Source organism: Ochrobactrum sp. SFR4 (assembly GCF_019730395.1).
Taxonomy (GTDB): domain Bacteria; phylum Pseudomonadota; class Alphaproteobacteria; order Rhizobiales; family Rhizobiaceae; genus Pseudochrobactrum.
The window spans coordinates 106,334-120,538 of record NZ_JAAPBB010000007.1 but is presented as its reverse complement, the minus strand read 5'-3'; the positions used below and the strand labels follow the sequence as shown (position 1 = coordinate 120,538).

Below are 14,205 nucleotides of genomic sequence, written 5' to 3'. Positions count from 1 at the left end.
GCAGGGGCAATGCCAGAACAGAGGCGAAGCAGGCGCGATAAGCATCTTCCCCTGTTTAACCTCTGAATAGCTGATTATTATTACAAGTATAGTCTCCGCACTCCCGAAACAAGGTTTCACAATGCCATTTGATAATCCTGAAATCCTGTTAAGTCCGAGCGGTGCAAAACTGGCGCTGCGCTTTCAACCGGCGAAAAAAACACCCATCGGAAATATACAGATCAGCCACGGCCTTGCTGAACACGCTGCCCGCTATCATGACTTTGCGGATTATCTCGCAGAGCACGGATTTAACGTCTATGCCCATGACCATCGCGGACACGGATTGACCAGCGCACCGGATGCACCGCTCGGTCAGTTCGCAGCCAAAGATGGCGATGAAAAAGTGCTGCAGGATATCAGCTTTATTGAAAAGACAATCCGCGAAAGACATGGCCGATTGCCGCTCATTCTCTTCGGCCATTCCATGGGGGGATTGGTAACACTCGCCGCTTTATGCGGAAAATTCTGCACACCCGATGCGGCGGCCATATGCAATTCCAATTTTGCCAATGTGCTGAATCAAACATTGGCTTTCACTTTACTCAAAGCCGAGCGCATGTTTCTCGGCTCCGATGTCCCCAGCCATTTCCTGCCAGCCATGACTTTCCGCACATGGGCGAAGCAGGTGGAAAATTACCGGACGCAATTTGACTGGCTGTCCCATGATGCAGCGGAGGTTGCGCTCTATAATAATGATCCGCTCTGCGGCTATGATCCGTCGGTCAGTATGTGGATCGATGTTTTCCGCTTTATGCGCCGTTGCAATAATCCTGCTCCGCAACAAGCAATACCATTGCATATGCCACTTTATTTACAGGGTGGCGGACAGGATCCTTCAACAGAAGGCGGTAAATCCCTGCTTGCACTGGAAAAAAGACTGAGAGCCTCCGGCTTCAGCAATATTACCACACAGATTTATCCGGAGATGCGCCATGAAAGCCTGCATGAAACAGATCGTGCGCGTTTCATGCAGGACTTTACGGCATGGGCATTAAAGGCAATCGCCTGACAGGGCTTTACGCCAGCCACTTGTCATAATCAGACACCAACAAATGCAGTGGCTGAACATCATCTTCCACATCGGAGAACCGGCCGATCGGCTCACGGAAGATGTTATCCGTGAGATCATCATTGACGGTTGAAACCTCGCCAATCAGCACATCACCGCCCTCACCCCAGAAAGCATGCCAGTTACCGGGCATCAGGGTCACGCTTTCACCCGGATCAAGCTTCAGCAAACCACCGGCGGACAGTCGCTTAATACGTCCGTCACAGGCAACAACCACGTCGCTTTTATCGTCAATCGAGCCATCCGGGTTGGAATTGAACATTTCCAGCACCAGTTTGGCACCGCCGCGATTGATAATGTCCTCTGCCTTCACCACATGGCGATGCATCGGCGACAGCTGGTTCTCGCGCGAGATCATGATCTTTTCCGCATAAAGCATACCGGTGCCTTTTTGCAGATCTTCGGCCTGTCCGTTGCGCACGGTAAACAGGAACAGTCCCATTTCATCGAAACGCCCCTGCCCGTAATCGGTAATATCCCAGCCGAGACGCGCATTGCGGATTGCTGCACTGTCATTGCTCACACGGGTGCGCATTTCCTCCGGCGACCAATAGGCAAAAGGCGGCATGACAAAACCGAAAGACCGGATAAAGCGGTCACTTTCACGGATAATTTCATTAATTTCCGAGCGTTTCATAAATATTTCCTCCAGCGGGCATCCGTTTGATACGGGTCTTGTCTGCGCAACAGAAAAGCACGGCCTGCCGCGTCTGACCAGCCCCTTTTCGGCTACAAAATATTGCCGCCGATAAATTTCCGGATGCGACGGTTTGGCGTGTCGTCTTTACGCGAAGCCCATGTCGTTTTCGTATGCGCGTCCGCCATATTTCAATGGTTGAATACGGATAATCAGAGCAGATTTTTTGAGAAATATTCTGAGACTTAACTCTTGTCGTCAATCTTAATACCCATACGGGATCAGGCTTTTCCATGTCGCACATAAGCCACTCCGGCTGCGACATGTTTTAAAGTCCGGCACCCCCGATGAACAACGCTATGCGAGGCATATCATGGACGTCCGCAATCAGATGCTGAGTGACTTGTTGGGGCGCGACCCGAATTTCAGTCTCGGACAGAAGTTCTACACAGATCCCGGCTTTTACAAGCTCGATCTTGAACATATCTGGTACCGTGAATGGGTCTTTGCCGGCCATGATTGTGAGCTGCCGAAAGCAGGCAGCTATATTACTGTGCAGATCGGTGATTATCCGGTGATTGTCGTGCGCGACAGTCAGGGCAATATCCGTGCATTCCATAATACCTGCCGCCATCGCGGCTCGCGTATCTGCACGGCGGAAAAAGGCACCGCTGCCCGCCTCGTCTGCCCTTATCATCAGTGGACTTATGATCTGGATGGTAAGTTATTGTTTGCCCGTCAGGTCGGGCCGGATTTCAAACCGGCAGATTTCGGCCTGAAAACCGTGCATTGCGAAACTGTCGCCGGTTACATTTATATCTGTGTCGCGGATGAAGCACCGGATTTCAATGCTTTCCGCGCAACGGTTGAGCCTTATCTGGCGCCCCATCAGATCAAAGATGCAAAAATTGCCTTTGAAAGCACAATCATTGAAAAAGGCAACTGGAAGCTGGTCTGGGAAAACAACCGCGAATGCTACCATTGCGCCGCCAACCATCCGGAACTGTGCCGCACCTATCCTGAAGCACCAAGCGCCACCGGCGTACAGGGCATGATGGAGGATGAGGAAACCAACCAGCTCTGGAAGCGCTGTGAAGATACCGGCCTGCCTGCTAAATTCAACATGTCCGAGAACGGCCAGTATCGTATTGCCCGCATTCCGCTGCTGCGCGATGCCGACAGCTATACAATGTCCGGCAAGCCTGCTGTGGCGAAAAGCCTGAGTTCAGAGGTTACTGCCTCCAAGATCGGCGCGATGCTGCTGTTCAACTATCCGTCCACATGGAACCATGTGATGATTGACCATGCGATTTCTTTCCGTGTGCTGCCGATCAGCGCCGAGGAAACCATGGTCACCACCAAATGGATGGTCAATAAAGATGCAGTTGAAGGCGTCGATTACAATCTCGATGAACTGACCCATGTCTGGATCGAAACCAATGATCAGGATCGCCGGATCGTGGAAGAAAACGCCCGCGGCATTCGCTCACCGGCCTATCAGCCGGGGCCTTATTCCGTGGAGCATGAAGGCGGCGTCATGCAGTTTATTGAATGGTACGCCAATTTCATCACCCCGCGCCTGCAAGGAGAAGTTGCTAAACTCAGCCGCGTGGCCTGACAACAGATCACAACAACTCAGAGCGCAGTAAAAAACGTGCTGTGCTCTGAGCAGCAGTAATGACAAGGCAGGTTCAATGTGAACCCACCTCAAGCCCCCTTCAGGTGAAGAGCAGCACGAATGAAATATCTTGATGAAATGCTGCCGTGGAACGACAGGCTTCAGGTTCTGGAATGTGATGCGGCGATTGAAGAAGCGCCGGACGTGATGACTTTCTCGTTCCGCACGCCGGACAATAATAACTGGTTCCGCTATATGCCGGGTCAGTTCATCACGATTGAGATACCGGCCGCACCGGAACCGGTCATGCGTACCTATACGCTGTCTTCCACGCCGTCGCGCCCTTATTCTGTGTCCATCACCATTAAGGCACAGGCAGGCAGTATCGGCACCCGCTGGATGCTGGATAATATGCGCCCGGGCATGAAACTGAAAGCTTTCGGCCCTGCCGGTGATTTCTCACTCGTTTCGCATCCGGGCAAAAAATACCTGTTCATCTCTGCCGGTTCCGGTATCACGCCGATGATGTCGATGACCCGTTTCCTTTATGATACGCAACCGGCCAGCGATGTGGTTTTTCTCAATTGCGCCCGTTCACCGGATGAAATTATCTTCCGTAAGGAGCTGGAACTCTTAGCCAGCCGTATGGATAACCTGCGCCTGCAACTGGTTGTTGAGCGTTCCATCGCCCGCAATGTCTGGAGCGGCGTTCATGGTCGTATCAGTCATAGTATTATTGATATTTCCGCACCTGACTTCAAAGACCGCACAGTCTTTTGTTGCGGCCCCGAGCCGTTTATGCGCGCTGTGCGTGACATGCTTGAAGCCAACGGCTTCAACATGGACAATTATCATCAGGAAAGTTTTCAGCCCGCCTCGGAAGCACCCGCTATACCGGTACCTGCCGCGCTTGAAGCCGCAGCCGGTGATGCGGAGACCGAGGCGCCGAGCGTTATTTTCACATTATCCGGCATGGAAGTACAATGCAGCCCGACAGATACTGTGTTGCTGGCAGCGCGTAACGGCGGGTTAAAAATACCAAGCGCCTGCGAGTTTGGTGTCTGCGGTACGTGTAAAGTCAAATGCCTCAGCGGCGAAACCGTTATGAACCATAATGGTGGTATTCGCGATGATGAAATTGAAGAAGGCTATATTCTTGCCTGCTGCTCTCATCCGCTGGGACGGGTGGAAATTGAAGCCTGATCCTCTTGACCTTTCCGCGTGCTTTCGTCACTGATCGCTCTCGGACGTGACGCAGCGGGAGAATGGGATGCCACAACACGATCAGAAAAACTCCGCCTTTATTGTGATTGATATTCAGAATGATTTTTGCCCCGGAGGCGCGCTGGCTGTAGCCGGCGGAGACAGTATCGTTGCAGGCATCAATCAGGAGATTGCGCGTTTTGACCATGTCATTCTGACACAGGACTGGCATCCCGCAGGACATTCCAGCTTCGCCTCGACACATGAAGGCCGTGAGCCTTATGAAATGGTGACAATGTCCTATGGCAAACAGACTTTGTGGCCGGATCATTGCGTACAGGGAACCCATGGCGCGGAATTTCATAAAGACCTGCAATGGACAAAAGCCGAGTTGGTAATCCGCAAAGGCTATCGTAAAGCTATCGACAGCTATTCCGCTTTCTTCGAGAATGACCACATGACCCCGACCGGTCTTGGCGGCTATTTGCGCGAGCGCGGCATTAAGCATGTAACACTGGCCGGTCTCGCTACCGATTTCTGTGTGGCCTATTCGGCTCTGGATGCGGCAGCACAAGGTTTCAAAGTCACTGTGTTGCCGGATTTAAGCCGTGCGATTGATATTGGCGGATCTCTGCAAACCATGATGAGCCAGATGCGCAATGCGGGTGTAGCGTTCCGTTAAAACTGTATTCCCTCCGCAATCAACAAGGCAGCGCTCGACGGCTGCCTTTTTTGCTTTATATAGACGCCTTTATCCTCCTACCCGTTGTCCGGAACAGAAAGCCTCACCGTGATTGAGAAAAAAGACGTTGTAATTATCGGTGCAGGCGCAGCCGGAATGATGTGTGCAATCCGTGCCGGTCAGCGGGGACGCTCGGTCGTGCTGATTGACCATGCGAAATCCCCCGGTGACAAAATCCGTATTTCCGGCGGTGGCCGCTGCAACTTCACCAATATTCATGCAACGGCAAAGAACTATCTGTCCGCCAATCCGCATTTTTGCAAATCCGCGCTGGCACGTTTCACGCCGCAGGATTTCATCGCCATGGTCGATAGCTACGGTATCAGCTGGCATGAGAAAACATTGGGACAGCTGTTTTGCGACCATAGCGCCAAAGACATTATCAATATGCTGCGCACGGAAATGCAGCAGGCAAATGTGCGGCTCGACCTCAACACCACGGTTTCGGACATCAGCAAAACCACAGACGGTTTTATAGTTGCGACGAGCTATGGCAAAATCGAAGCACAATCACTGATTATTGCCACGGGCGGCAAATCCATTCCGAAAATGGGAGCCACGGGTTTTGCCTATCAGATTGCCGGTCAGTTTGGTCACAGCCTGATTGAACCCCGCCCCGGCCTTGTGCCTTTGACACTGGAACCCAATCTGCTGGAACAGCTCAGCCCACTCTCAGGGGTAGCCGTCGATGCAGAGCTTAGACATGGCAAAACCCGATTCCGCGAAGCACTGCTTTTCACCCACCGCGGTATGAGCGGACCTGCGATTCTGCAGATTTCATCCTATTGGCGCGAGGGCGATGAGGTCGTTTTGACCATAGAACCGGACTTTGACTTCCTTACATTGTTAAAAAATGCACGAAAAACGAATGGCAAACAGTCTGTCCAGACCGCCCTTGCAGAAAAGTTGCCCCGTCGCTTGGCTCAGTTTTTCACGGAAAAGACACAATTGAACAAGCCGCTAGCTGATTTGTCTGACAAGATCTTAACAAATCTCGTTGCGGCAATTCAGGATTGGCATATCAAACCGGCAGGTTCCGAAGGGTATCGTACAGCGGAAGTTACACTCGGCGGAATCAGCACTGATGAACTCGACTCAAAGACGATGGAATCTAAAAAGGTACAAGGCCTTTATTTCATTGGAGAATGTGTGGACGTAACGGGCTGGCTTGGCGGATTCAACTTCCAATGGGCATGGGCATCAGGCCACAGCGCAGGTCAGGCCGCATAATATTTACGTGACAAATCACACGTTTTCGTGAGCGGCGCGCAGATTTACATTGTGTCCAAAAGGTGTCAAGCCGATCACATTTACTTCAAGTCGATAAGATCTTTCTGTTGCATATTTGTGACAGACATTTCCGAGGGTATATTTTATGTTTCTAACGAAATCTAAAAGGAGTTCATCACATGAAATATACAACTCTGGCAGCTGCTCTGCTTCTCTCCTCCACAAGCGCGTTCGCAGCTGATGCTATCGTTTACAACGAACCAGCTCCTGCTGTTGTAGCTGACACTTTCTCCTGGACAGGCGGCTATATCGGTCTTAACGCCGGTTATGCAGGCGGCAAGTTCAAATACAACGATTACGCTGGCTTCTCTGCTAAAGACAATGCAAGCGGCTTCCTCGGCGGTGTTCAGGCCGGTTACAACTGGCAGTTTGATCAGACCGTTGTTGGTATCGAAACCGACTTCCAGGGCGGCAACCTGAAATCCGATGCAGAACTGAACTTCAATGGTCAGACTGTTGGTGCAGAAGCCAAAATCAACTGGTTCGGTACAACCCGCGTTCGTCTCGGTTACACACCGGTTGACCGCTTCATGGTTTACGCAACAGGTGGTGTTGCTTACGGTAAAATCAAAGCTTCTGCTTTCGATGGCGTAAACAGCTTCTCCCAGTCCGACACTAAAGTTGGTTACACTGTAGGTGCCGGTGCAGAATACGCTGTTACAAACAACGTAACTCTGAAAACCGAATACCTCTACACCGACCTCGGCAAGCTGAAACTGGATGATGTTAACGGCGTTCGCTTCGGTGAAGTTAAGGCTCCGTTCCACACAGTACGCGTTGGTGTGAACTACAAGTTCTAATCCATCCTTACGGATTAAAAAGAAAGCCCCGCATTGCGGGGCTTTTTTTATATCTGAACAGCCAAACTCAAAACGACAGCAAAGACACCACCTCAAAGCAGCCCCGAATTTTCCTGCCGATGGTCAGCGCGTATCCTTCATAACTATACCCATATTATAATCCCCCGCACCTACCCCTCGGCATAGTTTATGCTTATCTATACATCAGCACTATGATGTATCGGGAGAGTTATGAATAAGTCCTGTGTCGCAATTCTTTTGGCTTGCAGCCTGTTTCCGTCTTCACTTCATGCCGCCCCTATTGGTGAAGTGATAGCCGAAATGGCAGGCAAATGCTGGAAATTGCCGGAAAAAACCGACTATCAAAAAGCATCAGCCATTTTTGAAGTTACTTATAATGCGGATGGTGAGTTGCTGGAGATCATCACTGTCGAATATCGGCCTGTGCGTGAAGCCGGTAAAATTTTTGCCCTCAGCGCACAACAGGCACTTCTGGATTGCGCCAATAAAACCGATGTTAAATCCAGAACAATACGGGTGGTCATGAATTATACCGCACCAAGATCCAATGAGCCCCTGATTATGAAAAGGTCTCTGCGGTAATATCAGTGCAAATCTCCCAAGCAGATACAGCCTATGTCAACAAGCCGAGTTCTTTTTGCTTTTTCTTGGACAGTCCCTGCGCAACAAGATGGTAAGACTGCAGGATATAGTCTTTCAGCTCATCATCATTGAGACCTGGCTCCGCATAATGCTGTATCCATTTCATGCCGCGCGAGGCAAGATATGGTGCAGGGCGCAATCCCGGCTGCTCCTGCAGCATTTCAAAAGCAATGTGACTGACTTTAAAACTGAAACTCGGCTGGTCATTATGCCAGCCGCCAATGACAAAAACCTTGCCACCGACTTTCCAGACATGTGAACCGCCCCATTGAACAACATATGTTGTGGCCGTCAAAGCATTGCAAAAGGCATTATACTCGTCATAGGTCATGGCATATCCTGATGTTAATGACATAATATAAAGCGGACTTCTTGGCAGATAGCCATGCAAAAATTTTCAGGCGCATGATGAAACCCGATATGTCTTCCGTAACGATGCTCATAATACTGTCAGGCTTACACGGCTGCAGCAAGGCACTGGGGAAATTGCTCACCGGTGCTGATTTTTCTCAAATCCTGCAAAGCCTTGCCGGAACAGCAATCATCGGGACAATTGTCAGCTGGGTGGTCATTTGGGGGCTATTGCGTTTATTTGAAAAGCAACATCACACAACGCTGATCACAAACTGGATACTGCTTGCCGCATCGCTGGTCAGTTTTACGCTGGCAATTATACGGATGCATTAACGGCATATTTGTGAGATCAGAAAACATTCTGTAGAAAAATTATCTAAATAATTATTTTTATTAGAATTTATTTGAGTATATTGGTGTAACTGCAGCATGTCGCAAACAACAGATATGCGACGACACAAAATAAAAAGCGAACGCAACGGATATAAAAATGCGCTACGCTTTGCCATTTTCCGGATGAATATGAAATGAGTTTTACGCAAACGGGTGCCTCGAAATTGGATCTTGCAAAGCGCAATACATGGGTCCTTACCACTGCGCAGGCTTTGGGCGGAGCAAATGCCCCGATTGTTATTTCACTTGGCGGACTGGTCGGGCAACAGCTTTCACCGGATCCGGATCTTGTCACTCTGCCGGTCAGTCTTTTAAATCTTGGTCTCGCGCTTGGCACCCTGCCTGCCGCTTATCTCATGCGCCGTTTTGGCCGGCGCACAGGTTACCTTTCAGGCGCTGTTATCGGTATAATTTCAGGCCTTATTGCAACAATGGGGATTATACTTTCCAGCTTTGTCATCTTTTGTCTCGGCACATGTCTGGCAGGTTTTTATTCCTCATATGTGCAAAGCTACCGTTTTGCAGCAGTCGATGATGTCAGCGGCGAACAGGCCCAGAAAGCCATTTCACGTGTTATGATTGGTGGCCTTGTCGCTGCAATCATTGGACCGCAGCTTGTCATATGGACACGCGATTCAATTCCGGGCGTTGCTTTCGCCGGAAGCTTCCTGAGTCAGGCTGCTTTGGCTGCACTGGCCATTCCGGTACTCTGGCTGCTGCACTCATCAACAGCACCAAAAACACAATCGCAAGACAATACAACACAGCGCCCGCTCAGCCAGATATTCCTGTCCCCGCGCTACATACTCGCCATTGCTACAGGTACTGTATCTTATGGCTTGATGACTTTTCTGATGACCGCATCTCCTATCGCCATGGTCGGGCACGGACACTCAATCGATCAGGCTGCGCTTGGCATTCAGTGGCATATTCTTGCAATGTATGCGCCGAGCTTTTTCACCGGCGCACTTATGGTGCGTTTCGGAAAAGAACGTATCGCCGCCATCGGCCTGCTTCTGATCGGAGCGTCAGCAATTGTTGCTTTGTCCGGCTTTGACATTGCTCACTTCTGGATATCTTTGATCCTGCTGGGCTTAGGTTGGAATTTTGGTTTTATCGGCGCAACCGCCATGGTTGCAGAAGCCCACACACCGGCAGAGCGCAGCAAAGTTCAGGGAGCAAATGATTTCCTCGTTTTCGGAACCGTCGCCTGCGCTTCATTCTCAGCCGGATCACTGTTGCACAGCTCCGGCTGGCAGACGATCAACTGGATTGTTCTTCCGGCAGTTGCCCTGATCTTAGTGCCATTAGTCTGGCGGGCTGCCCGCCCCTTCCGCGATTGACAATATAACTGCATAGTCATGCAGCATTCAAACTTATCTGACGGGATTAAGTGGTGGGCCCGGAGGGACTCGAACCCCCAACCAAGCGGTTATGAGCCGCCGGCTCTGACCAATTGAGCTACAGGCCCACGCAATCCCGATCTACCTGAATCGAAACATGATCGCAAGACTAACTCGCTTATCAGCCAAAACATTATCAATCACTGTTTAAAGACATGGCAGATATAGCCAATGACACAGCATATCATTCTGTAAAACAAGATATTTTCGCAATAATAGCGCTATCAGCCTCCTTCTCGCCGGTACAAAAAATCAGGCTGCGAATCTGTTCGATTCGCAGCCTGACATGAAATCAATTCAACCGGTCAATGCGGGATTAACGCAAAATCGGGCAACCGCGTGCTTTACCGAAGAGAACACTCACCGGACGGCCGTGACGGTAACCGGAAACGCGGATCGTTGAGCGGTTGCTATGTACGCGCATCCCGCGAATGCCCATACGCGATGCTTTGGAAACTGCATTACGCGGTGTGCAGGCATAACGGTTCGGACGATATTGCGGACGGTTATAATGACCGTGACGATGGTTTACCTGCACCACCGGCGCACCTGTAGTCGCCACTCCGCTGACTGCGACTGACACCATTGGCGTAGCGGCCTGTGCTGAAGCACCGGCAGAGAAAACACCTGCAAGACCAATCAGACCTGAAACAATTGCTGCTTTCATTGAGAAACCCGACATAGCATCCTCCTTGGATAATTTTTTTACTTGTTGCGATATCCAATGTTTAGCAGGCTATTTCTGAATGCAGCAGCAATCAATCATTCATTTGCAGTTCATCTGATCACTTTTTATCAGGCAATGTGACCGGTCATGTGTTTCAGATATGCCTCTTCATCCGGCAGATCATGATCATAGGCAGTGATCTTGCCGCGCACGGAAATACCAGCTTCATGCACCGTTTCTTTGGAGCCGGAAACAAGCGGATGCCACCATTCCAGATCCCTGCCCTCAGACACACGACGATAACCGCAGGTCTCCGGCAACCAGCGCACGGTCTCAATGATTTCCGGAGTCAGAAATACGCAATCCGGCACGGTTTTTCTACGGTTCGGATAATCCGAACACTGACAGCTTGTGCCGTCCAGCAAAGTACAGGCAACACTGGTGCCGTAAATCTCATCTGTATCATCATCCTGCAGTTTATGCAGGCAGCACTGGCCGCAGCCATCACAAAGGCTTTCCCACTCCTGCTTGTTCAGCTCACGCAATGTTTTGGTTTGCCAGAATGGTTTCTTCATAACGTCCTCACCTTCCCGCAGCATTTTAGCAAATTTACTGCGGCCGGATAAATCAATTTCAAAATAAAAGGCCCGGTAAACCGGGCCTTATGTCACTTCAATATCGCCTCAGTTTAACGGAACAAGCCTTCGCCCTGTTCATCAATAATCTGGCGGGCTTTGATGAGGGTAATATTCACCGCATCATCCATAGTTGCAAAACGGTCAGCGCGGATGAACTTATGTTCTTTCATCTCACCGCCTATTTCTTTGCGGATCAGGCCGCAGGTCTGAAACTGTCCGCCCTCATTATAAGGCGTTGCAAGAATGATGAAGCCCTTATGCTCACTGCTAACCGGCTCTGCCTGAGCCTTGCTGTCTGCAGCTTCAGAACCACCAAACCCAAAAAGGCGTTTAAGAAAAGACATTCTATCCCCTAGAGCATTTCGCAGTTAAATGGGATCATTTAACGTCCGCGACAATGCGACAGTTAAAAGAATTTAGAGCGAGCACAGCGGCTAGTATTAAACACGGCACGCTCTAGCAAAATGCCGCCACCACAGGGATGACGGCACTTTCTTGTGCTTTTTAGCTATCCAGGAACGAACGCAATTTACGCGAACGGCTCGGATGCTTCAGCTTACGCAAGGCTTTCGCCTCGATCTGGCGGATACGCTCACGGGTAACCGAGAACTGCTGACCAACTTCTTCCAGCGTATGGTCGGTATTCATACCAATACCGAAACGCATACGCAGAACACGTTCTTCACGCGGTGTCAGCGATGCCAGAACGCGGGTCGTGGTATCGCGCAGGTTTGCCTGAATGGCCGCATCAATCGGCAGCAGCGCATTCTTATCTTCAATGAAATCGCCCAGGTGTGAATCTTCTTCATCACCAACCGGCGTTTCAAGAGAGATCGGCTCCTTGGCGATTTTCAGCACCTTACGCACTTTTTCCAAAGGCATAGCCAGCTTTTCAGCAAGTTCTTCCGGTGTCGGTTCACGGCCGATTTCATGCAGCATCTGGCGCGATGTACGAACGATCTTGTTGATCGTTTCGATCATATGCACCGGAATACGGATGGTGCGTGCCTGATCCGCAATGGAACGGGTGATCGCCTGTCTGATCCACCATGTCGCATAAGTCGAGAACTTATAGCCACGGCGATATTCAAACTTATCAACCGCCTTCATCAGACCGATATTGCCTTCCTGAATAAGATCAAGGAACTGCAGACCACGGTTGGTGTATTTCTTGGCAATCGAAATCACGAGACGCAGGTTTGCTTCAACCATTTCCTTCTTGGCAATGGTTGCTTCGCGCTCGCCCTTCTGCACCTGATTAACAATGCGACGGAATTCACCGATTGAAATCGCGGTTTCAGTGGCCAGATTCTGAATTTCCGAACGCAGATTATCAATGCCGCGTTTTTCTTTAGCAACAAACTCTTTCCAGCCGCGGGCTGTCAGGGTTTCAAGACGGTCAGTCCAGTTCGGGTCAAGTTCATTGCCCTGATATTCTTTGAGGAATTCTTCACGGCGCACGCCGAAAGATTCCGCCAGACGCAACAGCTTGCCTTCGTTCTGAACAAGACGCTTGTTAATGTCGTAGAGCTGCTCAACCAGCGATTCAATACGGTTCTGGTTCAGCGACAGCGATTTAACGGCCTTGATCAGCTGATCTTTCAGTTCCTTGTAGCGACGCTCCTGCGAGGTCGACAATTCACCGGCAGCAGCCAGACGACCTTCCACCTGCTGATCCTGCAATTTACGCAGTTTCTTATAGGTGTCAGCAATCAGATCGAGCGTTTCCATGACCTGAGGGCGCAGTTCAGCTTCCATCGCAGCAAGCGACAGATTGGCCTCATCGTCCTCATCGTCTTCGTATTCTTCCTGAATTTCACCGCCGACATTGGTGATATCATCGTCATCGCGTGAACGACGGCCACCTTTATCATCACCGCGCGCAGGCTGTTCTTCAACGCGTTCGATCACCGGCGCCTGTTTGGCCTCAGGACCTGCATAAGTGGTTTCAAGATCAATGATTTCGCGCAGCAGAATCTGCTGATCGTTCAGCGCTTCACGCCAGATGATCAGAGCCTGAAATGTCAGCGGGCTTTCGCAAAGTCCGGCGATCATGGTTTCGCGGCCAGCTTCAATACGCTTGGCAATCGCGATTTCACCTTCACGCGACAACAGTTCAACCGAACCCATTTCGCGCAAATACATCCGCACCGGATCGTCGGTACGATCCGTTGGTTCTTTTTTGGTTGTTGTTGTCGCCAGCGCGGTGCCGCCGGCTTCTACCAGATCACCGCCGCTTTCTTCGCTGTCATCGTCGCGCTCTTCTGCGTCGGCATCCTGCTCGTCATCTTCAACAACATTGATGCCCATATCGGACAACATCGACATTGTATCTTCGATCTGCTCGGATGTTACTTCCTCAGAAGGCAGCACGGCATTCAGCTCGTCCATCGTGACATAGCCACGTTTCTTGGCGAGCTTAATCATCTTCTTGACAGCGTCGTCCGAAAGGTCGAGAAGCGGCCCATCGGTCGCGCCATCGCGCTCGACTTCAGCTTCTTCGTTTTCCTTTGCCTTCGTTGCCATATATTTATCTCCAGACGATCGGTTTGCTTGGTTCATCGGGCAGAATGAACAACAGAACAAACGATTCGCGTTATGCCCCGTGACTATCGATAGTATCGGCAATAGCGCTTTCGCGTTAAAACCGGATTAACCGTGCTGATTACCGGCTGCGGCAATTAAA

15 protein-coding genes and 1 tRNA gene are annotated in these 14,205 nt (G+C 50.5%); 9 read left to right on the top strand and 7 right to left on the bottom strand.

Features of this window, described 5'->3' with window-relative positions:
* The first annotated feature begins 121 nt into the window (after positions 1-121).
* Complete coding sequence (locus tag HBA93_RS10860; protein WP_221723275.1) at positions 122-1,051, top strand: alpha/beta fold hydrolase; 930 nt, start codon at positions 122-124, stop codon at positions 1,049-1,051.
* Between the two features lie 7 nt (positions 1,052-1,058).
* Here HBA93_RS10860 and HBA93_RS10855 read toward each other — a convergent pair whose 3' ends face one another.
* Positions 1,059-1,748, bottom strand: a complete 690-nt coding sequence (locus tag HBA93_RS10855) for a D-lyxose/D-mannose family sugar isomerase (RefSeq protein ID WP_221723274.1) — start codon at positions 1,746-1,748, stop codon at positions 1,059-1,061.
* 373 nt (positions 1,749-2,121) lie between these two features.
* On the opposite strand from HBA93_RS10855, the gene HBA93_RS10850 reads away from it, so the two are divergent.
* From HBA93_RS10850 to HBA93_RS10825, 6 genes are all read left to right on the top strand, one after another.
* Complete coding sequence (locus HBA93_RS10850; RefSeq protein WP_221723273.1) at positions 2,122-3,366, top strand: aromatic ring-hydroxylating oxygenase subunit alpha; 1,245 nt, start codon at positions 2,122-2,124, stop codon at positions 3,364-3,366.
* A 120-nt stretch (positions 3,367-3,486) separates the two neighbouring features.
* Entirely contained in the window at positions 3,487-4,569 is a 1,083-nt protein-coding gene (locus HBA93_RS10845; RefSeq protein WP_122093779.1) for an FAD-binding oxidoreductase, read from the top strand.
* A 67-nt stretch (positions 4,570-4,636) separates the two neighbouring features.
* Positions 4,637-5,251 carry a bifunctional nicotinamidase/pyrazinamidase gene (pncA, locus tag HBA93_RS10840; protein ID WP_221723272.1) on the top strand — a complete coding sequence of 205 codons (615 nt, stop codon included), beginning with the start codon at positions 4,637-4,639 and terminating at the stop codon, positions 5,249-5,251.
* A 108-nt stretch (positions 5,252-5,359) separates the two neighbouring features.
* Positions 5,360-6,541, top strand: coding sequence for a BaiN/RdsA family NAD(P)/FAD-dependent oxidoreductase (locus tag HBA93_RS10835; protein WP_221723271.1), 1,182 nt, complete (start codon positions 5,360-5,362; stop codon positions 6,539-6,541).
* A gap of 179 nt (positions 6,542-6,720) precedes the next feature.
* Entirely contained in the window at positions 6,721-7,401 is a 681-nt protein-coding gene (locus HBA93_RS10830) for an outer membrane protein (RefSeq protein WP_121991482.1), read from the top strand.
* Positions 7,402-7,632: 231 nt separating this feature from the next.
* Positions 7,633-8,004, top strand: a complete 372-nt coding sequence (locus HBA93_RS10825; protein ID WP_121991483.1) for a hypothetical protein — start codon at positions 7,633-7,635, stop codon at positions 8,002-8,004.
* A gap of 31 nt (positions 8,005-8,035) precedes the next feature.
* Here HBA93_RS10825 and HBA93_RS10820 read toward each other — a convergent pair whose 3' ends face one another.
* On the bottom strand, positions 8,036-8,395 hold the full coding sequence (locus tag HBA93_RS10820) for an MmcQ/YjbR family DNA-binding protein (RefSeq protein ID WP_121991484.1): 360 nt from the start codon (positions 8,393-8,395) through the stop codon (positions 8,036-8,038).
* A gap of 155 nt (positions 8,396-8,550) precedes the next feature.
* On the opposite strand from HBA93_RS10820, the gene HBA93_RS10815 reads away from it, so the two are divergent.
* A complete protein-coding gene (locus HBA93_RS10815) occupies positions 8,551-8,751 on the top strand; it encodes a hypothetical protein (protein WP_221723270.1) in 201 nt (66 codons plus the stop codon).
* A 194-nt stretch (positions 8,752-8,945) separates the two neighbouring features.
* Complete coding sequence (locus HBA93_RS10810; protein WP_221723269.1) at positions 8,946-10,154, top strand: MFS transporter; 1,209 nt, start codon at positions 8,946-8,948, stop codon at positions 10,152-10,154.
* A gap of 51 nt (positions 10,155-10,205) precedes the next feature.
* Here HBA93_RS10810 and HBA93_RS10805 read toward each other — a convergent pair.
* From HBA93_RS10805 to rpoD, 5 genes are all read right to left on the bottom strand, one after another.
* A tRNA-Ile gene (locus HBA93_RS10805) sits at positions 10,206-10,282 on the bottom strand.
* Positions 10,283-10,530: 248 nt separating this feature from the next.
* Positions 10,531-10,896: an antifreeze protein gene (locus HBA93_RS10800; RefSeq protein ID WP_122093820.1), complete on the bottom strand. Its 366-nt coding sequence runs from the start codon at positions 10,894-10,896 to the stop codon at positions 10,531-10,533.
* A gap of 113 nt (positions 10,897-11,009) precedes the next feature.
* Entirely contained in the window at positions 11,010-11,456 is a 447-nt protein-coding gene (locus tag HBA93_RS10795; RefSeq protein WP_051139026.1) for a YcgN family cysteine cluster protein, read from the bottom strand.
* A gap of 113 nt (positions 11,457-11,569) precedes the next feature.
* Positions 11,570-11,863: an HlyU family transcriptional regulator gene (locus tag HBA93_RS10790; protein ID WP_121991488.1), complete on the bottom strand. Its 294-nt coding sequence runs from the start codon at positions 11,861-11,863 to the stop codon at positions 11,570-11,572.
* A gap of 160 nt (positions 11,864-12,023) precedes the next feature.
* A complete protein-coding gene (rpoD, locus tag HBA93_RS10785) occupies positions 12,024-14,045 on the bottom strand; it encodes an RNA polymerase sigma factor RpoD (protein WP_121991489.1) in 2,022 nt (673 codons plus the stop codon).
* Positions 14,046-14,205: the final 160 nt, after the last annotated feature.